The sequence below is a fragment of the Curvibacter microcysteis genome (genome assembly GCF_028649455.1).
In the GTDB taxonomy this organism is placed as follows: Bacteria; Pseudomonadota; Gammaproteobacteria; order Burkholderiales; family Burkholderiaceae_C; genus Curvibacter; species Curvibacter microcysteis.
Genome location: NZ_JAQSIO010000001.1, coordinates 324,062 through 344,607 on the forward strand (window position 1 = coordinate 324,062; position 20,546 = coordinate 344,607).

At 58.4% G+C, this 20,546-nt stretch carries 17 protein-coding genes; 8 read left to right on the forward strand and 9 right to left on the reverse strand.

Annotated features, from left to right (window positions below):
* Positions 1-291: 291 nt before the first annotated feature.
* Entirely contained in the window at positions 292-1,197 is a 906-nt protein-coding gene (locus PSQ39_RS01380) for a LysR family transcriptional regulator (protein WP_273924801.1), read from the reverse strand.
* A 211-nt stretch (positions 1,198-1,408) separates the two neighbouring features.
* Between PSQ39_RS01380 and PSQ39_RS01385 the strand changes: the two genes are divergently transcribed.
* The 3 genes from PSQ39_RS01385 (at position 1,409) to PSQ39_RS01395 (ending at position 4,136) form a co-directional block, all read left to right on the forward strand.
* A complete protein-coding gene (locus tag PSQ39_RS01385) occupies positions 1,409-1,768 on the forward strand; it encodes a cyclophilin-like fold protein (protein ID WP_273924802.1) in 360 nt (119 codons plus the stop codon).
* Between the two features lie 169 nt (positions 1,769-1,937).
* A complete protein-coding gene (locus tag PSQ39_RS01390) occupies positions 1,938-2,927 on the forward strand; it encodes an alpha/beta hydrolase (protein ID WP_273925599.1) in 990 nt (329 codons plus the stop codon).
* Between the two features lie 3 nt (positions 2,928-2,930).
* Positions 2,931-4,136: an MFS transporter gene (locus PSQ39_RS01395; protein WP_273924803.1), complete on the forward strand. Its 1,206-nt coding sequence runs from the start codon at positions 2,931-2,933 to the stop codon at positions 4,134-4,136.
* A gap of 441 nt (positions 4,137-4,577) precedes the next feature.
* Here PSQ39_RS01395 and PSQ39_RS01400 read toward each other — a convergent pair whose 3' ends face one another.
* From PSQ39_RS01400 to PSQ39_RS01415, 4 genes are all read right to left on the reverse strand, one after another.
* Positions 4,578-4,934 (reverse strand): cupin domain-containing protein, encoded by a 357-nt coding sequence (locus tag PSQ39_RS01400; RefSeq protein ID WP_273924804.1) that lies wholly within the window; start codon positions 4,932-4,934, stop codon positions 4,578-4,580.
* A gap of 429 nt (positions 4,935-5,363) precedes the next feature.
* On the reverse strand, positions 5,364-6,710 hold the full coding sequence (locus PSQ39_RS01405) for a HipA domain-containing protein (RefSeq protein ID WP_273924805.1): 1,347 nt from the start codon (positions 6,708-6,710) through the stop codon (positions 5,364-5,366).
* Positions 6,707-7,006, reverse strand: coding sequence for a helix-turn-helix domain-containing protein (locus tag PSQ39_RS01410; protein WP_273924806.1), 300 nt, complete (start codon positions 7,004-7,006; stop codon positions 6,707-6,709). Before PSQ39_RS01410 ends, PSQ39_RS01405 begins: the two co-directional genes overlap by 4 nt.
* A 494-nt stretch (positions 7,007-7,500) precedes the next feature.
* Entirely contained in the window at positions 7,501-8,394 is an 894-nt protein-coding gene (locus tag PSQ39_RS01415) for an IclR family transcriptional regulator (RefSeq protein WP_273924807.1), read from the reverse strand.
* 51 nt (positions 8,395-8,445) lie between these two features.
* Between PSQ39_RS01415 and PSQ39_RS01420 the strand changes: the two genes are divergently transcribed.
* The 4 genes from PSQ39_RS01420 (at position 8,446) to PSQ39_RS01435 (ending at position 12,384) form a co-directional block, all read left to right on the forward strand.
* Complete coding sequence (locus PSQ39_RS01420) at positions 8,446-9,546, forward strand: porin (protein ID WP_273924809.1); 1,101 nt, start codon at positions 8,446-8,448, stop codon at positions 9,544-9,546.
* A 98-nt stretch (positions 9,547-9,644) separates the two neighbouring features.
* A complete protein-coding gene (locus tag PSQ39_RS01425; protein WP_273924810.1) occupies positions 9,645-10,478 on the forward strand; it encodes an N-formylglutamate amidohydrolase in 834 nt (277 codons plus the stop codon).
* Positions 10,475-11,449 carry a Bug family tripartite tricarboxylate transporter substrate binding protein gene (locus PSQ39_RS01430; RefSeq protein WP_273924811.1) on the forward strand — a complete coding sequence of 325 codons (975 nt, stop codon included), beginning with the start codon at positions 10,475-10,477 and terminating at the stop codon, positions 11,447-11,449. Before PSQ39_RS01425 ends, PSQ39_RS01430 begins: the two co-directional genes overlap by 4 nt.
* A gap of 482 nt (positions 11,450-11,931) precedes the next feature.
* Positions 11,932-12,384: a fasciclin domain-containing protein gene (locus tag PSQ39_RS01435; RefSeq protein ID WP_273925600.1), complete on the forward strand. Its 453-nt coding sequence runs from the start codon at positions 11,932-11,934 to the stop codon at positions 12,382-12,384.
* Between the two features lie 1,577 nt (positions 12,385-13,961).
* Here PSQ39_RS01435 and PSQ39_RS01440 read toward each other — a convergent pair.
* The 3 genes from PSQ39_RS01440 to PSQ39_RS01450 form a co-directional block, all read right to left on the reverse strand.
* Complete coding sequence (locus tag PSQ39_RS01440) at positions 13,962-14,894, reverse strand: IPTL-CTERM sorting domain-containing protein (protein ID WP_273924812.1); 933 nt, start codon at positions 14,892-14,894, stop codon at positions 13,962-13,964.
* A gap of 1,127 nt (positions 14,895-16,021) precedes the next feature.
* The gene (locus tag PSQ39_RS01445; protein ID WP_273924813.1) at positions 16,022-17,413 is read right to left on the reverse strand and encodes an ATP-binding protein; all 1,392 of its coding nucleotides are present in this window, start codon (positions 17,411-17,413) and stop codon (positions 16,022-16,024) included.
* Between the two features lie 15 nt (positions 17,414-17,428).
* The gene (locus PSQ39_RS01450; protein WP_273924814.1) at positions 17,429-18,130 is read right to left on the reverse strand and encodes a response regulator transcription factor; all 702 of its coding nucleotides are present in this window, start codon (positions 18,128-18,130) and stop codon (positions 17,429-17,431) included.
* Between the two features lie 350 nt (positions 18,131-18,480).
* Between PSQ39_RS01450 and PSQ39_RS01455 the strand changes: the two genes are divergently transcribed.
* A complete protein-coding gene (locus PSQ39_RS01455) occupies positions 18,481-18,876 on the forward strand; it encodes a hypothetical protein (protein ID WP_273924815.1) in 396 nt (131 codons plus the stop codon).
* A gap of 792 nt (positions 18,877-19,668) precedes the next feature.
* On the opposite strand, the gene PSQ39_RS01460 is transcribed toward PSQ39_RS01455, so the two are convergent.
* A complete protein-coding gene (locus PSQ39_RS01460) occupies positions 19,669-20,073 on the reverse strand; it encodes a GNAT family N-acetyltransferase (RefSeq protein ID WP_273924816.1) in 405 nt (134 codons plus the stop codon).
* Between the last annotated feature and the right edge of the window lie 473 nt (positions 20,074-20,546).

The following is a 20,546-nucleotide window of genomic DNA, read 5'->3' on the forward strand; positions in this document are numbered from 1 at the left end:
TGCGCCATCACCCTGGAGAAGCTCGGCAATCAGGTGAGATCGCTCGCCGTGAGGCAGGCAGTGAAGGCGCAGGTGGGTTGCTATCGAGGCCATGTGGAGCCCGACGCAGCGCCGGCCAGCTTCAACCGGGTCGCCTCTGAGCAACGCAATGATTTGGCAATGCGCGTGAACTTTGGCCCGGCGGCTTCGTTGGGCCTTTGGACTGGACGTCAGGTGGAAGCACCTGACGTCCATTTTTGGGGTTCATCGAAGATTGGCGTGGCCCTCAGCGCGCGCCCTCTCCGCTGGGGGCTATCGCTGCGTTGCGGGGTCCAGCCGCAGAGCCTCCAGCACCAGCGAAAACGCCGGTGATGGCTGACGCCGGCTGGGGTAGTAAAGGTGGTAACCGGCGAACGGCGGGCACCAGTCTTCAAGGACGCGCACGAGGCGGCCACTCTCCAGGTGCGACGCCAGTTCGTCCTCGGGCAGCAGCGTGATACCAAGACCCGCGAGTGCTGCGTCCACCTGCGGGGGGGCCGTGTTGAAAATCAAGGGGCCATCAACGCGCACATTGACCTGCTTGCCCTTGCGCGCGAAGTCCCACACGTAAAGCCCACCAGAGGTGGGCATGCGCTGGTTGATGCAGCGGTGTTGTGTGAGGTCATGGGGCGTCTTCGGCACCGGATGGGCTGCAAAGTAGCCGGGTGAAGCCACCACGGCCATGCGCAGCGGTGGGCCGATGGGCACCGCAATCATGTCCTTGTCGATGGTGCTGCCCATGCGCACGCCGGCGTCGAAGCGGTCGGCCACGATGTCCCGAAATCCATAGTTCATGTCGAACTCAAGCTTGATGTCGGGGTTTTCGCGCAACAAAGGCATGAGCTTGGGCAGCAGGATCGAGTGCATGACCCGGTCCCCGCAGGTGATGCGCACGGTGCCTGCGGGCTTGTCGCGCAAGGCGGTCAGCTCGTCCAGTTCGGCCTCGATCTCATCGAAGCGATGCCCGATGGCGTTCATCAACCGCTCGCCTGCGGGCGTGGGCGACACGCTGCGGGTCGTGCGCGTCAGCAGCCTGATCTTCAGCCGCTCCTCGAGCCCGCGAATCGTTTGGCTCAAAGCCGATTGCGTCACGCCCAGCGTGGCAGCGGCCCGCGTGAAGCTGCCTTCACGCGCCACGGTGACGAAGGCCAGCAGGTCATTGAGATTGCGTCGCGCCATGCTTTATTTGGCTTCTATTGATTAGTTATTCTAATAGACCTATTCTGAATTCATTATCTAGTCAACGGAGCGGTCATTGCGCAAACTCCTGCACATGCACCCAGGTCTCCGCTCCACATCGACGCTCAACCCGGGAACATCCCGGTTCGCCATCGCGCTGGGCGTTGCGACTGCGCTGGTCTGTACTTCGCTCTTTGCACAAGGTCCACCCATGAAAATTCACCTGCACGTCGATGCCCAAGTCGCCACCGCCACGCTGGACGACACCGCAGCAGCACGTGACTTTGCAGCCCTGCTGCTGCTGCCGTTGACGCTGACGCTGACGGACTACGGCGTCATTGAGCGCATCGCCGACCTGCCACGCAAGCTGTCCGTCACCGGAGCGCCAGCCGCTCATGCGCCCCAGGCAGGCGAGCTCACCTACTACGCCCCCTGGGGCAACTTGGCCATCTTCCTGGACAGCAACGTGCGTGCACAAGGGCTCGTCAGGCTGGGTCGGGTGGACACCGGTCTGGCAACACTGAAACGCCCAGGACCGTTCCGGGTTCGCATTGAGCGGGCTCCGGACTGAACCCCCCTCCGTCCCGTCAAGGCGCGCCAAAGCGCCTGGCCCCCCGCCCTCTTCTTCACCTGCCTCACAGGAGGCCTCCGCCATGCACCCCTCTTCAGACAAGCACCACACCGCGGATCGCCGCGAGTTCCTTCTCCAAGCCACTGCCGGTACCGCAGCGCTGAGCCTGATGTCGGGCACCGCCCTGGCGGCGGCGCCCGATGGGGCCAACAACTTCTACGCCAGCGACAAGGTCGTCACGCGCAAGGTGGTCTTCAAGAACCAGTACCGCATGGCGGTAGCAGGCAAGCTGTTCACGCCCAAAGCCCTCGACGGGCATGCGAAGGCCGCGGCACTGGTCATCGGACATCCGATGGGTGCGGTGAAGGAACAGAGCGCCAACCTGTACGCCACTCAGATGGCCGAACGTGGCTTTGTCACGCTCTCGCTGGACTTGTCCTTCTGGGGCGAGAGCGAGGGGCTGCCGCGCCATGCGGTGTCACCAGACATCTATGCCGAGGACTTCAGCGCAGCCGTGGACTTTCTGCGCACCCAAGCGTTCGTCGACGGGGAGCGGATCGGCGCCATCGGCATCTGTGGCAGCGGCAGCTTCGTCATCAGCGCAGCCAAAATCGACCCGCGCATGAAAGCGATTGCGACCGTGAGCATGTACGACATGGGCACGGCCACCCGCAGCGCGCTGAACCACTCGCAAACGCCAGAGCAACGCCAGCAGGTCATTGCCACGGCAGCCACCCAACGCGATGCCGAGTTTCGCGGTGGGGCCACGCAGTACACGGGCGGCACGGTCCATGAGCTCAGCGCCGAGACCCACCCGATCCAGCGCGAGTTCTACGACTTCTACCGCACGCCGCGGGGCGAGTACACGCCTCCGGGTGGATCGCCGCTGACCACCACCCACCCGACCTTGACGAGCAATGTGAAGTTCATGAACTTCTATCCCTTCAACGACATCGAGACGATCTCGCCGCGCCCGATGCTCTTCATCACCGGCGATCAGGCACACTCGAAGGAATTCAGCGAGGACGCCTTCCAGCGAGCAGCAGAGCCCAAGGAGCTGCACCTTGTTCCCGGTGCGGGCCATGTCGACCTGTACGACCGCGTGAACCTGATCCCCTGGACGAAGCTGACGGCGTTCTTCAACCGCCATCTGGCCTGAGCCATGGCCGCCCAGATCATCCATGCACCGGCACCCAGCCAAGCCGCAGACGAGCCAGCCCATTGGGGCGCGGTCTTCGCGATGGCGCTCTGCGTCTTCGCCCTGATCGCCTCCGAGTTCATGCCCATCAGCCTGCTGACACCCATCGCCGCGGACCTCCAGGTCAGCGACGGGCTGGTTGGCCAAGGTATCGCCCTGTCGGGTGTGCTGGCGGTGATCACCAGCCTGTCCATCTCGATGCTCGCCGGCCCCATGAACCGCAAGGCGCTGCTTCTGGCGCTGGTTGTGCTCATGGGCCTGTCTGGCACCGTCATTGGTTTGGCGGATAGCTTCACCGTCTACCTGGTGGGCCGCGCCCTCATCGGCGTGGTCGTGGGGGGCTTCTGGTCGATGTCGGCAGCGACCGCCATGCGCCTTGTTCCCTCGACAAAGGTGCCGCGAGCGCTGGCGATCTTCAACAGCGGCAACGCACTGGCGACCGTGCTGGCGCCGCCGCTGGGCAGCTACTTAGGCGCCACCATCGGCTGGCGGGGCGCCTTCCTGTGCTTGGTGCCGACCTCTTTGATCGCCTTGGCCTGGCTGTGGGTCAGCCTGCCCTCACTGCCAGCCGACAAGCGCTCAGTGCGCAGCGGCAACGTCCTCGCCTTGCTTGGAGAGCGTCGCGTCGCCCTTGGCATGTTGGCGATGGGAGCTCTCTTTTCGGGGCAGTTCATGCTGTGGACCTACCTGCGCCCCTTTCTTGAGACGGTGACGCGAGTTCAGTTGTCGACGCTCTCGATGATCCTGCTCGTGACCGGCATGGCCGGCCTCATCGGCTCGCTGCTCGTCGACAAGGCACTGAAGCGAAGCCTGTACCGGACTCTTGCGCTGGCGCCCTTGCTGATGGCTGGCGCCGCCTTGGCGTTGATGGTCTGGGGGACATCGCAGTTGGCGGTGGTCGCACTGCTCACGGGATGGGGCTTCGTTGCCAGCGCCACGCCCGCAGGGTGGTGGACTTGGCTGGCCAGGGCGCTGCCCGAGCGCGCTGAAGCCGGCGGTGGCCTGATGGTTGCGGTGGTTCAAATGGCCATTGCGCTCGGCTCCACGGTGGGCGGCCTGCTGTTCGACGCCCAGGGTTACCTGAGCACCTTTGCTGCCAGCGCTGTCCTTTTGGTGACCGCGTCGGGTCTGGTCACGCTGACGCAACGTGCCGACATCCAACCACACTGAAGTGGAGGCGGGGCTGTGCCAAGCCCCCGCCGCCGCGAACCGCCCTCCCCTCGGCCGCCGTGCTCGTCGCGTGGGCTTCCCCCAAGTTCCCGGACGCTCTGCCGAGCCCTTTAAGCGCTGCCGCTCCGCCAATTGAACAGGGCCCACCCGTCAGGCACTGCGCGCGAGGTCCCTCAAGTCGTGCCTCATATCCCGTCGGCCCCGAACCTTGGCACACAGACCAACTAGCAACTTCAAACGGTACTGCAAGGGAAGCAGCATCTTTGTTGCTTGAGGCTGCAGGAGGTTGAGCTGGCCGCACTCGCAGTCGATGTCCGGTTAGCTCCAAAGAGCAACTTCAGGTTGTCCAGGCCATCGGCGCCCTCACCAGGGGCTGAAAACAAAGACTACCGTTGAATTTCTCACATTGGTTTTGGGCTGCTGCACCTCAAACGCTGCAGCCTAAGCGAGTTCATAGCCGGCTTCGGCCGGACAGACAACCGAGATGAAGATCAGAGGCTCGCTGCCGTCATTGAACACACCATGGACACATCCTGTAGGGGCAACGACAACACAGCCTTGCGAAATGGTTTGCGACCTTCCGTTTTGCTCTAGTTGGTAATCGCCGGTACCTGAAAGAACCGTCCAAGTGTCTTGCCCATGAGGATGAACATGCGCAGCGATACGTTGCCCAGGGTTGAGGTGCCACGCAACGACGACCGCCTCGGCCGACTGTGTGATGACCGAGCGGATGGGCTCTCCGTAGCCCTCTATCGGCTGCATGAACTCTGCGCTTTTGAAGATGCGAGTGAGGGACATGTTGAATATCTAGGTTTGTAGATCGTCATCAATCTGCAAGAATCGCGCCGGCGATGCACATTGCGAGTTCTGAGAGAACGCTAGACCTCACTGGGTGTTCGATCAAATGGGATGCGAGGGATATTCTGGACACGGTATTTTTCTGAAATGGGCTCGCGCGCCAGTGGAATCTGGATCAGCCAAGAGAGCCGTCATGCGGCGCCTCGTCGGGCACACTGGCGTCGCAAGATCACCCCCTGCTGGCCACAAAAATCTCTCAATGCACGCACCTTGCATGAATGCCTGCGATGGGGATGGCAAACAAAATGCAGCGGTCGATCCTGCACCGTCCAGTCAGGGAGGCTCGGGTACCCGCTTGTGGTTGACACCAAGAAACTCTGAGCGCAAAAGCTCGTGGATACGCCGGCACGCTCGTGCTGATCGCCTTGTTCATAGAGGCTTCTTCGCAGTCTGGAACGGCAAACACACACGTGCCAGCATGTCCGAAATCACATCCATGCGGATGGATCGCAGGAGACGGGCTTCAGCGCCCATCGTCTCCAGTGTCGGGTTGCCGTGCGGACCCTCTGGATCAAGCATGGTGGCTTCCAGCTTTTTGACGATGTCGTCAGCTGCCTCTCCCAGCTTGCCCACGATCTTGCCGACCTCGCGCGCGGCGGTGGCTTTGTTGAGCCCCAGCGCCATGCCGGTGTTGATGAGCTTTTCGTAGGTCACGTCGGCGAAGTAATCCGCATCAGCGACTGGTGACGCCAGCTTTTCGTTGGGCCAAACGGCATCGCCGTCGCTATAAACCCGCGTGTGGTACACAGCCGTGCATAAGAGGTCGTAGAAAGGCGCCACCCGCTTACCGTCCCTGTCCACCAAGAACGAGATGTTCTTCAGGTGCGAATCCGAGTTCCCCACCATGGTGTTGAAGACAATCCAGCGGTACACCTCCAAGCGCGCCAACGTCTTGTTACGGCACTGACCAATGAGCTCCTTGAGCTTGGGGAGCGTCGCGCTGGTGTACTTGTTGTAGGCGGGCTCGTTGAGCATCTGGATACCGTCCAGCGCATGCACTCGGGACGGCTCGATGGGCCCTGGTGTGCGGTCGAAGCGTGTGATGATGAACACGGCCTCAGGCAGGTACAAGTGGCAGACCTCCGGCACGTTGAGCCCCAGCCGCGCGGCCAGCAACATGGTGAACGTCTCGTTGATCACCGAGTGCGGATAGCCCTCGGCCGTGGAATTCGGCTTGAGGATGTGGGTGGATGGTGTGCCTTTCAGAGGCTCACTCAACGCCTTACGCTGCGGATCGAATAGGACCACCATCTTGTGTTGGGCCCCCGCCAAAGACATGCGCTTGGGAGCGTCCTTGTTCAGTGATGCCCTGGGCAGGTTGCGGATACGTTGAGACAGATCGCTCCATATGAGCGGCTGCATGCCTTTCTCGGGAGTCGCGGCGTTTTCAGCCTGCAGCACCAGAGCGCCAGCAGACTCCATGCCCAAGCGCTCCAGCATGCCGAAAGCATCGGTGGACTCGACATCAACCTCGCTGGCCAGCATCTGACGCATCAGTTCTTCTGGCAGCAAGTTGTCGAAGAACCACTGCACGGGCCGTACCGATGCGCCGTCCAACAGCCAGTCGCTGGCCAGCGGGATGGATGGGGCCAGCGCGAAGGCGTTTGGACTTTCAAGCCAGGTGCGGGCGTAGTGGAAGGCCCAGATGTTGTCCGCATCTCGCAGGGTGCCCACCAGAGCACCGTTGATGAGGACGTGGAGTGTGCGGACGGTCACTCACCCTCCCTCTTGAAGATCCGGGTGTGTTGGGTGCTGACCTTGGGCAAATATTTGTCCATGACCAGTGTCACGGCTTCCGCCTGTGACTCGGGCACCTCCAGCACCATGCGGATGCCCAGTTCTTCGAGTACCTTGATGACTCGACCGAACTGAACGGTGTCTTTGCCCTTTTCCAGATCGCGCAGAAACACATGGCTGACACCTGGAACATCGTCCTGGCGGATGCCGCTGACCTTGCGCACGGCGCGGATGGCCGCACCCACGCTCTCGACTGATGTGACCGGCAAGCGCATTGCTTAACTCCTTAATCGCAATGAACGCTTAGATTTTAGCGAATTTGAACTCTGGCACAAGAAAATCGCAATGAACCCTTCGTTTTTTGGTATCCGCAGTGGTGCATAAGACAAAAACTAAGCGATCGATTAGATCAGGCTGGAAATAGGGTGGCTAAGCGCATTCATCGCAGCCATTGTTTAGGTGGCTGATGCTTCTGCTCAGCGGTCACCCACACAACACAGGTTTTCATGTCACCGCTAGTCAGTTCACCCCTGCGCAGCGCCCAGGATCGCTTGGCTTAGCAAACGGGTGCCGTGAACTACCAGCGCCAAGGGCGCCCTGTGCAGAATCTGCATGATCAATGCGGGGCGGTCCTACCTTCGTGATCGAGACCAGCCTTGATAGGGCAAAAGCCAGCGCCCGACTCACTAACAAAGATTCGACCCGGTGATACCGCTGGATGACGCCCCCATGACCCTGCGCGCATCACCTTGAATTGGGCCAGAAACAATCAGGTCCGCGCATCCGCCTGGGTTGAAGCGTCGACTTCTCCAGCCAGCGTCAGTGACATGCGTCGTGCCGCATTGCACAGATGAGCGATCAATTGCATCTGAGTGGCCTGTAGGCGATCGGTAGGGCCTGTGATGCTGAGGGCTGCCAAAACTTGGCCGCTCTTGCCTCGGACAGGGGCGGCAAAAGCACCAAACCCAGACGTTATTTCACCCATCGAAACACTGTACCCCTCGGCATGGATTCGACTGATCTCTTGGGTCAATCGGCTTCGGTGGGTCAAGGTTTGCGGGGTGTAGCGCGGCAGCTCACTGGAGAACAACGCTTGTCGAACCTCCTCTGGTGCATAAGCCAGCAGCAGTTTGCAGGAAGCGCCTGCATGCAGGCGGCGGCGACTGCCGGCCTGGCTGCGAATGGGCTGATCACGCGCGCTTTGCCAGCGATCAATACAAACCGAATCCAGACCGTCGCGCACCCGAAGCTGTACGTTCTCATGACACTCGCCAGCCAGCGCCAGCAAGTGCGGTCGGGTCAAGCCCACCAGGTCAATCTGCTCTTGAGCAGCAACGCCCAGGTAGAGCGCCTGCACATCCAAGTGGTAGGTGGGACTCTTGCCAAGGCGAGTGACCAAACGACGCTGCTCCAACGTGTAAAGCAAGCGGAAGGTGCGTGCCTTGGTATTGCCCGATCGTTGAGCCAGCTCGCTCACACCAAGGCCTGGGTTCTGGGCCACCAACAGCATGAGGGCTACAGCTTCATCGACAGCGGAGACCGTGTAGTCAGTAGTCATCAGAATGCGTACCTTTTGATAGTCGTCTGTTTCGCTGCTTGAAAAACTTGAATTGAATGTATCACTGAAGCCAGTTATCGCTGTATCGAGAGGCTTTGAAATCATAGGATACCGATCGCCGGCAAGTCATTTCAAACAACGAAACGAAAGATCCTCATGAAAAACAGCTCAGCAAGTCAGCTGACACTGGCCGGCGTTGCCGCATGGTTAGCGCTGTGCGGACCCGCAAGCGCCGACGATGACACCAAGCAGGAAGCGCCCCGCGCTCAAAGCAGTCTGAGCGTCTACGGCCGCCTAGACCTGAGCGTGGAAACTGTGCATTCCGAGGCCAAGTCCAATGTGAGCTACGGTACCGCCGGAACCGGTCGCACGCAGATGTCTGACAACACGTCGCGACTGGGATTCAGAGGCATCGAGGACCTCGGCGCAGGGCAGCAGGCAGTGTTCGGGATTGAGTTCGGCATCAACGCACCCAACGGCAGCATGGTCTCGCCGCCGATGCGCAATGCCTATGTCGGTCTGCGCGGGCCCTGGGGCACGCTCAACATGGGACGGCTTGACTCTGATACCCCCACTGGCTCGCCCTTGTACTCCCAGGCCGCACGCAATCTGCGCTGGATCGTGCACGATGCCGGAGTGGTCGCCATCGGCACCCGGGTGCTCAATGGCAACAACCGTGTGTCCAATGCAGTGACCTACAAGACCCCCGACCTGGGCGGGTTCAATGCGGTGGCTCGGGTCAATCTGGCAGGCCCTGAGGGCACGACCACGACAAGCAATCCAGCGCTGAAATCACCCGATGACTTCAAGCAGTACCAGGTGGCGCTGAACTACAAAAACGGCCCCTGGGGCGTGGGCACAGGTTACGGCTGGGATGACAAGAAGGGGGGCTTCCTGGCCAACGACTTTAAGAACAAAGCCCAGGCAGTGGCCAGCTATGAGGCACCGAGCTTCAAAACCTATGCCCTGCTCAGCCAGGAACAGTTCAATGCCGCACCGGGCGCCCGTTCGGCCGTCAAGGTGTGGCTGATCGGCGCCACCGTGCCCTTTGGCGTGCACCGCGTCACGGCCAACTTCATGCAGCGCGACGTGCAACTCGACCGAGCCGGCAAGTTGAAGAAGTTTCAGGCTGACTACAGCCACAGCCTGAGTGCGCGCAGCACCTTGTATGTGTTTGTTGATCGCGACGTGAGCAACAGCCACCTGCCCAACACCCTGGCCACCGGCTTGGGGGTGGGCATGATGCATCGATTCTGAAGCGGGAGCCTAGCTTGACCCCACTTCCTCTGAAATCAGGCCCATCACTGGCCTACGATCTGTTGCCGGCCAGGCCAGACAGAGCACGCCTCCCCCTGGTGATCGACTCTCCGCACAGCTGGCCTCATTGGCCCGAGGACGTTCCCACGCTGGCCCCCTGGTCCGCCATCCGAACCTCCTGGGACGCCCATGTGGATGCGCTCTGGGCTCAGGCTGTGGACGGGCGTGCGCCCGTTCTTTCAGCCCGATTCCACCGCTCCTTGATCGATGTGAACCGTGCTCGCGACGACATCGATCCGACCATGCTCGACGCACCCTGGCCAGGCCCTTTGGCACCCAGCGACAAGTCCGAGCGCGGCTTCGGCTTGATCCGGCGCCTGGCATTGCCAGGGGTGCCGATGTACAACCACGCCCTGCCCGTTGGGGAAGTTGAGCGGCGGCTAGCTGCCTACTACGACCCATACCACACGGCCCTGACCACGCTGATCGAGTCCACTCAGGGGCGCTTCGGCCATTGCCTGCATCTGGACTGCCATTCCATGAAGTCGGTGGGCAACGCCATGAACCTGGATGTCGGTCGGCCCCGGCCCGATGTGGTGGTCAGCGACCTCTACGGCCAAACTGCCGCACCCGAAGTGACACAGGCAGTGGCGCAGTTGTTGCGCGACCAGGGGCTGAGTGTCTCCATCAACGACCCCTATGAAGGGGCCGAGTTGATCCGCCGACATGGCCAGCCGATGGATCACAGGCACAGCCTGCAAATTGAGCTGAACCGCGGGCTCTACATGGACGAAACCCTGTTCACGCTGACGCCTGGCCATGGCCTGCTGGTGCAAGCCTTGCGATGCATGCTGGACGGGCTGTCTGCCGAGCTAAATCACTTGCTGCAACCTCAGACCAAGTCTTCACCCGATACCTGGGAAACAACATGAAAAAGCCCCTCTTACCCTTGCTGAACCGATTGAAGATTTTGGCGTGTGGCCTCGTGCTGGTGGGCACCAATGCACTGGCAGCCTATCCAGACAAGCCAGTGCGCATCGTGCTGCCTTTTCCAGCGGGGGCCGCAGCCGACACGGCCATGCGTGTGATTGCAACCCGGCTGTCGGAGCAGTTGAAACAGCCCGTCATCATTGACAACAAGCCCGGCGCACCCGGCTTCCAATCGGTGGCGTCGGCGCCAGCAGATGGCTACACCTTGATACTCGGCGCAGGCTCCCACATCGTGACCGAGCCCATGATCAAGACCCGCCTGGCCTACCAACCTGAGCGCGACTTGACACCCGTCGGCATGGTGCTCACCAACACTCCCGTGTTCACGGCCACACCGTCGTTGGGCGTCAAGTCGCTGGGCGGCCTGTTGAGTCTCTTGAAGAGCAAGCCCGGTGAATTGAACTACAGCTCCGGCGGCGTGGGCAGCCCCAACCACCTGGCCATGGAAGCGTTCCAGCAAGCCACCGGTACACGATTGGTCAACATCCCCTACAAAGGCGGGGCCCCCTCGGTGAATGATTTGGTTGCCGGACATGTGCAAGTCGGCATCAATGCCATCCCCAGCGTGATTCAGTACATCCAGGTGGGCAAGCTACAGCCATTGGCGGTCGCGGCAACCAAGCGCCATGCGAGCCTGCCGCAGGTGCCGACCTTCAGTGAACTGGGGGTCAGCGGGCTTGAGTATGAGATCTGGTATGGCCTCTTCGCGCCCGCCAAGACACCCAAAGCGCTGGTCCTGCACATGAACCAAGCTCTGCAGGCTTGCCTGGGGGACCCGGGAGTGGTTCGCCAGTTGAGGGACCAAGGGGCAGAACCCAGTCCGGGCAGCGCCGAGGCACTCACCGCCTACATCAAGCGCGACACCGAAAAATGGCGCCAAGTGATCCGCCAGAGCGGCATTCGGCCGGAATGAACTCGGTCTGATCTGAGTACCAAGCGGTTGACCAACCCGCCTCGCCTGTGAGCACAGCTCGGAGGCGAAGCCACATCGCCACAGTTTTGAACTGCCCCCAGAAGCTGGGCGATCACGATGCCGCCGTTCAGGCGGTGCTCCTCAAGCGTGACTTCACCGGACTGTGTCCCTGCAACCGGAGCAGGACTCAGAGCCGATTGACTCTGCGGCTAAGCACTGCATCAAGCGCTTGGGCGCGTATGCCACTGGTGACAACCAGCTTGCCACGTCCCGCAGAGAGATCAGTGCACAAAAGGAGACAACGCACACAACCGATGCCAAGAAGTCAGTGAGCCTCCCAAGCGACGCAAGTCCATACCATCGTGTATGTTATTAGACTGTTTGGTATTAAACGAGTCATTCAAGTTATCATTTACTCGCGCTGGTTCAATCAGCGTGTCCCACAACGGGATCAATCAAACCCTTCTGATCTGGAGTCCGAAATGAAAAAAATCTTGGTTGCTTGCTTGGTTGGCCTCAGCGCACTGAGCTCTCAAGCTGCTGACATCGTCGACACCGCCATTTCTGCGGGTTCTTTCAAGACCCTGGTGACGGCCGTCCAAGCCGCAGGTTTGGTAGACACGCTCAAGGGTCCGGGCCCGTTCACGGTCTTTGCCCCCACTGATGAAGCATTTGCGAAAGTCCCCAAGGCTCAGCTGGAGGCGCTTCTCAAGGACAAGGCTGCGCTGACCAAAGTACTGACCTACCACGTCGTTCCGGGCAAAGTCATGGCCAAGGACATCAAGCCCGGCAAAGTCACGACCGTGCAAGGCTCGGAGCTGACGGTCAGCACGATGGGCGGGGTGAAGGTGGACAACGCCAACGTTGTCAAAGCCGACATCGTGACCGACAACGGCGTGATCCATGTGATTGACAGCGTGGTGCTGCCGAAATAACTCTGCTCAGTCATGCTGAATTGGCCCATCACATTCTCGATGGGCCAGCCCTGGAGGGCTTGCTCCAGGGCATCAAGCGCCAAGACCGTGCTTATTGAGCTCCTGAGCGCGAGCTCCAGTTCTCAAAAGTGCACAAACGCCTGGTGACCTTCAGGCCTCGTATCCATGCTTGGCGGTTGATAGCACGTGCCCCCAACAACGCTGCGCGGCTGATCTGTGCCTGGCGTGGGCTTGGCGCGAAGGGTATGTCTCACTGGCTCTGGTGATCGACTGCTACAGCCGTGAGTTGCTGGGGCGGTACTCTTGAGCCGAGGTGGCTATCAGCTCAATACGCGGTCTTGATCAAAAATCAGGTCACGTCAGATCAAGGTCTGGACCGAGCCCACTCAGTCCTTGCGATGGCGACGCATCGCGAAGGCAGCAATCATCATGAAACCAGACAGCACGATAAGCCCCACTCAGAGAGCGTCGGAACAGATGTCGGCACGGCTAAATCGGGAGAGGTGACGACTAGGCTCACACTGTCGAACCCAACCACGGCTGCGCCGGTCATACTTTTCGACGAGATGAACAGGGCAAAGCGGACCCTCGTGCCCGCATAAGCAGACACGTTCACACTTGCAGCCGTCCTGGATACAAACGCCGTGTCGGTCATGCCCGACCGATGAGCAACGAAATTTCCGGCATCAGTGCTGTAAGGGACCGTCGCAGTCGAATACAAGCCGGCCCGGTAGGCCATATCAGTGCTGCCCTTACCGCCGGACTGCTTCTGCCCAACTTTCAAGCTGAAGTTCGCTGTCGTGGCGCCAGCCGGAATGACAACATCCTGGTACAGCACGCAATCGACAATCGAAAAGTCGTGTGTAGGCTGCGTATTGCTGCCCAACGCTATGTGAGAGCCGTTGTCAGCCACAAAGCCCCGCGTCGACGTCACGACCTCTGCGCTAGGAGCGCCCACTGAGGTCATCGAGCAAGTCGTGGCGCCTGGGTTATCTGTCGAAGGCGCAACTGTCCAACTCGTCATCCACATTTCGAATGAGCCGTTACTGACTACCTCGGTCGTAGCCGCCATACCAAATGCAGGCACCATCGCAGCACATGAGAGAAGAGGTCAGAATCGGGCCAAGCGAGCAAAGATAATCATTTTTGAAGTATTTTTAATTCTATTCAAGCACTGTAGACGCTATTTTAACAATCGATTATGCGGCGACAGAAAAGAATGTACCACTGGCGCAAGGTGCCGCATATGCAGTCAAGCTGCCTAAAATTGGGAAGGAAACCTCAACCAGCACGGCAAATTTGCATTTTTTCGAGTGATGTTTATTGTAGTCATTTGATCAAGCGGCCTATTCGATACTGAATTGTTTGCATATTCGCCTTAATATTTGAGAGGGGGCTTCTATAAATGGCATTCAAAAGCCCATAACTCTCGGGAAAGACCAGCCGCATTGACGACGCATCCTAGTCTGAAAAAAGTGAGTATCAAGCCACAGTCGATTATGAATCCGCTTTGCAAGTTCAGAATGGCCATCGCGTGAGGCAACAGCCAGGAGCGTGGCAAGCGCCCCTGGTAGGAGTTATGCCTTGGCAACTGGCCTGCGACGCAGGGTGCAAAAGGCAAAGCATGCAATGGCGGTGGCCAAGATGATTTGGCCCCACTCGGAGAGCGTGGGAATGCTGGTGGCATTGCCAGCATTGCCGCCAGGAGCAGGAGTCGCCGTGAATGTCAGGGTGATAGAGCCGTCGCCTGCCGTGGCGGCGGTTTCATAGGTCGTTGTTGCGCCGCCTGTGGAGGGGCCTGTGCTTCCGCCGGCACCGCCGCCGCCGCCTAGGGGGTCGCCGCCACCGCCACCGCCGAAGCCGCCGCCACCGCCACCGTTCACGCTGCTACCCCCGATGCCGTTGACGCCGTCACTGCCGGCGCCAGAGCCGGCCCCGCCGAAGCCGCCGCCGCCACCACCACCGCCAAGCATGCCGTTACCGTTACCGCCGTTTCCGCCGCCACCAATGCCGCTATTGCCATTGCCGCCGGTGCTGATAACACCACCACCACCGCCTCCTCCTGCAACAATTGGATTCGAAGAGGGGGTTGTATCCAGAAGGCTTCGGCCACCGCCGCCGCCGTTGCCGTTGCCGCCGCCGCCTAAGCCGCCACCAATGGCGCCGGCGCCACCGACAAAGAAGGACAAATCACTTCCAACGGTAACGGGATAGTTGGTGACGGTTACCTTGGCGCCCAAGCCACCTTGAACACCGTTCAAGTGATTGGCCCCACTACCGCCAATTGCCACAATATTCATGGAGGTGACCCCAGCCGGAACCGTACAGGTTATCGCTCCAGGGGTGGCGTAGGGTGTGCCACTGACGCAAAGTGCAGCATGTGCAGTCAGGCTGCCAAAAGTCAGCACAACAACAGCAGCCAGCGCAGTGACTTTGGGGTTCTTTGAGCGGGGTATTTGGTTGGTTTTTACCAAGCGATGTACCAGATGCTGAATGGCCTGCATATTCATCCCTATTTTTTAATGATTTATTTAGAACTTCGCTGTGCTTACCCAATTCGATGGCATCTGCCGTACAAAGGGCTCCCGGGCAGATTTGGAATAGCATTTCAGCAGAGAACTACCGCCAGCCAGTTCAATCCAATCAGCGATTCAGATTAGTATGTTTAGCCTTTTAATTGTATCTATATCCCCTGCAAGCTGGTCCAGCAAAAGGCTACAAATTGCGACGTATTGTTACAATAACGTCACAATCGGCTCGCTGTATTTATGATCCAGCGCTCAGAATCGTGTTTTGCTCGAGATATCAAGACGGCGCGCCCAGCCGGCGCATTACTTCTGTGGTAGTCGTGCTCCAAACTTTGGCTTTCGAATGACAACAAGCGGACAGTCGAGTTAAAGGTCGAACGTTTTGAACGAAAAGCACCTTTCCTCCAACGGGGCACCACTGCGCCCTGTCCACTTCGGGCCGCAGAACGACCCTCGGGTTTGGGACTACTTAACTCCAACAAAAGTAAGCGAAGGCAGCTCTCCCTTATTTCAGTAGATCCGCCTCGCCGCCTGATTTACTTAGCGGGGTCGGCTTCACGATACCGACTGACTGAAAGATTATCCAGGCCAAACCAAGGCTGACTGAAAGAGACTGAATCTCTACCTGGAGAAGGCTCATCGTTGGCGGATCTCCCTCATTGACGAACCACCTACCTCATTATGCAATCCGCCATGATTCGATAGGTATCATCTTTGACAGTCTCTGTACCAGAGGAGGCAGGCTTTATGAAGACAAGGCCTCGCATAGAGCCATGAGCAGCGAAGGCTAATGCGACCGAGATCAAGGCTAGAAATGCCGACTGAATACTTTCTATTCCTTCAAAGACTTCATGAGCGGGTTCGCTCTCGGCCACTTAGCAGCGCACAAGATAGAAGTGGAGCTGTTTGGCAAGGCCAAGTGCTGCAGCACAGACTCCAGCAGGTTATCAGGCAGCAACGATATCAGCCGTGAAGGAGCCGAAGTTACGGCGCCGGCCAAGGAAATCAACGATCGATTGAGGAAGACCCTGTGTGCCCCAGCGGAAGCGCTTGGTGAACTGAATCCTCAGGCTATCGTCGCACACCAAGCAGATGACGTGGATAACGGCTTACGGAAAATAGCGCCGAACTCGAGCAGAAACTTTGACATGGCTAATCTGCATATCTGTGCCAAGCGTGCTTGAGAGGCGAAGCGGCAGTCGGACGGTGACCTGATGTCGATTCAGATGTTGTCCGAACGAGAGATTGCCATGGAGACGCACCACAACTTGCTGAACAATGGCCAACCCAAGCCCAAAGCCGGGGGAACCCCGGCTGGCATCACCACGGGCAAATGCCTCGACCAATTGATCTGCACCATTCTCAGGAAGACCTGGGCCAGCATCCGAGACGACCAGCGTAGCCCAAGCACCCTGTTCGATGAGCTCGATCTTCACTGGCGCGCCACCGTGTTTGAATGCGTTGTCGACCAGGTTGAATATCAGACGCTCGATCAACAAAACGTTGCCCCCATGCAATATGAGCGTGGGGGGTGAGTGGATCATCAACTCATCAGTGGATCGATCAAAGCCCTCGAGAACTTGTTGTATCAGTTCAGCCAGATCCACCACCTCGTTCATGGGCACTGTGCTGGCCCGAACGAACTCCAGAAAGCTGGCCGTCAGTCGGTCTGCAACATCCACATTCCGGGTGATGGACGCCACACCCTCTGCATTGTCTGGTGACTCCGGCAGCATCTCCGCTGCAAGCCGAATCCTGCTCAAGGGGCTGCGCAGATCATGAGAAACGCCCGCCATCAGCAGTGCGCGTTCGCGCTCGTTGCGGTGAAGACGTTCAGCCAACAGGCGGTAGGCTTGGTCGATCTCAATGAGCTCAGGCGGAGCCTTTCGCTCTTGCATGGACTGTGCAGGCGGCGGCAGTTCAATTCCGCTGATCGCGTGCGCTTGCATGCGATTGCGCAGTTGCGCAAGCGGATTGGTGACGCGCCGCGCAAAATTCCAACTGAACAAGCAGATGACAAGGCTCAAAAGCACCATGGCTGCGGTCAGTCGGTATGTCCAGACGGGTAGCAAGGCCCAGGGGACGGTGCCGCTCATCCAGACCGGCTCGGCACCCGGTACTTGCACGAGCAGCCACATGTCGAAGTGTTCATTGGTGTAGCGAAGGCGGGCGTCGTCCACCTTGACGCCGAAACGGCTCAACTCTGCCATGAAGATGGCGACCGCCGGAAAGGCAGATATGGGCAGGGTCAGCCCTGGCGGGGAGGCCTCGTGACGAACGATGAGGGTTTCTGGCCTGCCTGCGTCGGCCCTGACAATATTCTCCGGATCGTGCGCCATGGCTTTGATTCGTGGTGCCCAAAGCTCGGCAAACTGGGGTGCCAGCATCTCATTGCGCTGGACCCTCAAGAGGCCCACGACCAGCAACAAGGTACAGACCAGCAGCACCACTTGTGCACGCACCAGACGCAAAAACAGCGAGTCAAATTTGGCTGAGATCATTCATTTGCAGGGCTGTCACGAAGCACCCCGAGGCACAAAGGCGTATCCCTCACCGCGGACGGTCTCGATCCACTCAGCACCTGGCAATTCTTGCTCAAGGCGTCGGCGCAGACGACTGACCTGGACATCAACCGTCCGGTCCTGTGGCCTGTAGGCACTGGCCTGGACTGCGTTGCTCAATTGTTGCCGGCTGACGACCTGTCCTGGCATTCTGGCCATCTCAACCAACAGCTTGAATTCGGTACCGCTCAAAGCAATGGCCTCGCCATTGACCCGCACTTCCCGAGTCAAAAAATGGATGCTCAGCACCCCAAATTCCCAAACCAGGGTTGGTGTTTGAGGCTGCAAAGACTGACGCCTGATCAGTGAGCGCAGGCGGGCTACGAGCTCGCGCTTCTCAAACGGCTTGGCCAGGTAGTCGTCAGCCCCCAGCTCCAACCCGAGCACCCGGTCAATGGGATCGCCCCGTGCGGTCAGCATCAGGATACTCAGGTGAGGATGGGCTAGGCGCCATCGGCGGCACAACTCCATGCCATTGGCATCGGGCAGCATCACATCCAGCAACACGACATCGGGCAGTCGCTCGCTCAAGGACAACTCGGCCTGCGCCGCATTGAAAGCGGCCTTAGCGGTCCAGCCTTCGTTCTCCAGCAGCCGCTGAAGCATGGTTGAGAGTTCCTCGTCGTCGTCGACGACAAGCACGACAGGTTTGATCATGAGATAGCAAATAGGGATGGGCTGTGAGCGATGTCGCCTCCATGGTACGCGATGACAGTGGATAGGAATCAAGACATATTGAGACGCTTTGTTACAGCATTGTCTCAATTCGTCGCGATATGTCGTGAAAATTTCAAGCTACTCTCGCTACATTGAGGGACGACAGAGAGAGCGCAGGAATTTAAAAATTTTCACAGTGGTCGGTGCGATGCAAGCTTATCAAGCAATATACAGGATCAAATATCCTGTGTTGAGAAGTCGTGATATACGACTGAGGTATTCACATCGCAAAGACCCACTAAACAAAAACCCCTTGCCTCCATAAATTCAATCAGGGATAGGATGACGTCATGCGCGAAAAACGACGGGGCTTGGAGGTTCAATTTTTGGACTCAATCGATTCCGAAATTTCACCCGAGGAACTCAACAAGCAGCTTCATAATGCATTCTCTTCGGACGATGCCAGCACACAGGATTTCATCGACTCAGTCTTCAAGCCATCTGAGAATTCAAAATATGATATTAACCTTCGCGAACTGAGCCATGACAAGTTCAATAGGGATGAGTTTTCAATATGGAAAAGGGATCCAAAACCGATCAAAGATATGAGGCCGGCGAGGCGAGGAAAGAAGGCAGGCCCTCCACAAAGGGCGTACTGGTTAAAAAACATGTGGATTCGGATCTTTGCCCGATTCAACCCTCAAAACAAGAAGATTGACGGATGGCAGCATGCGGCACGCAAGTGATCTTCTGTATATCTATGCCGGGCTCGGCATATTTATTTCCCTTATCATTCACATGATCAATGGACGCAGTCATGTTGATGAATGGAAGCACTCATCGATAGACATCGACGAAGATTCAGAGACGCCACTCTTCAGGCTCAAAAAAGTCCTCAATAAACTCCTATCCATGACTTTGCACACGTGCATTTTCATGGCGTTTTGGCCTTTATTTTTGGCAACTTTCATCCTCTCTCACATCAGAAGATGAAACATTGGAATGTTGAATTTCATAAATAAAACCAAATATCAATTGGTATTTTGGATGGCTTTCCAGAGGAAGGTTCGCTTTCAATCGAACTAGGATCACCGGCACCACCTCCCGTGTCGACAAGTCCCCCTTCGAACCAGCACGGTCTCCAGAGGCCAGCGCGTCGACAGCAGCATTTGCTCTGCGGCGGCCTAGTGGATTCCTATTCAGATCTGAACATGCTGAACCAACAACTCATGGCCTGAGGATATCTAAGGCTAACCAGTTCTAGACTCTGAAATCAACCAAGTCTGAATTTCTAGCTCTTGTGGTCATTTAGGGCTGAACAATCAGCACACATGGCGGCAAGAGCATTGGACCCTTGCGTATTTCGCTCGGTGCTTGAGAGTGGGGGGAATTGCGTTGGGCACCGGCTTCACTCATGATCTTGCACAGATCCTGGGCAGGTCAAACCCGCGCCACCTTCCTCCATTCTCTGGATCTTTGCGACATGAGCGCCTCATCGATGAGAACAAGCTCCGCCGCGCTGAGCTTGCTGACTCGTTCTATTTGAGCCGGTGACAGGTCTGGCGGGCGGCGGCTTCCTCGCGTGCCCTGGCTTCTGCGGCTTCGAGCAGTGACCTGCCGATGCCCTGACCAATAAAGTGCTCTTGAACATAGAGCGTTTGTAGCTCAACTGTCGACTTGGCAATGGACGGACACGAGGCACCGAACCTAATAGCGGCAAAGCCCACAAGCCACTCCTGGAATTCGCCAACGAGGATGTGGGACTGAGGTTCAGTCAGGCGCACGGCAAACCGCTCAACCGTGAGTTCTGACAGGACATACTGGGCAACCTCGGTGTTGACGCCGTTGGTGCAGTAGGTGTGCAGCCAGACCTGGGTTGCCAGGACAGCGAGGCGATCCGCATCGCTAGGCCGCCCGGCCCTAATTTGAAGCCTATGACGCATAACGTGATGTATCCCGAACGACCAGCAGAATAAACAGGACCATGCGGGATATTTTGGACACCGATTTCTCCTGGAAGTTGTTTTCAGTGTAAGTTTGCAAAGGATGGCCTGTTTAGGCTGTTGAATCACGAGCAGAACGAATCGTATGAAAGTCAACAGGCTGCATCTGGCCGAATTCCGCCGTCAGTCTGCAGCGCTAGCAGTTCCATCATCGACGTTCCAGCCAGCAGACACACAGAGAGCGTCCAACTGGGTGACCTCATCCTGGACTGGAGAGAATTGCTGGCCAATTGATCACGCTTGCGAAGCATTCATTGAGGCCGTGAAGTGGTGGGCAGCAATAGCAGTGGGTGGCTTGCTTTGAATCGGAATCCGTGGCAGGTTCAGATCGGAAGGGTTGCCGGGTTTGAATCGTAGCTGGTGGTTGAACGAGTCGGAATACTCAGTTTCCCCATGCGGCCTGCGCGGTGTCG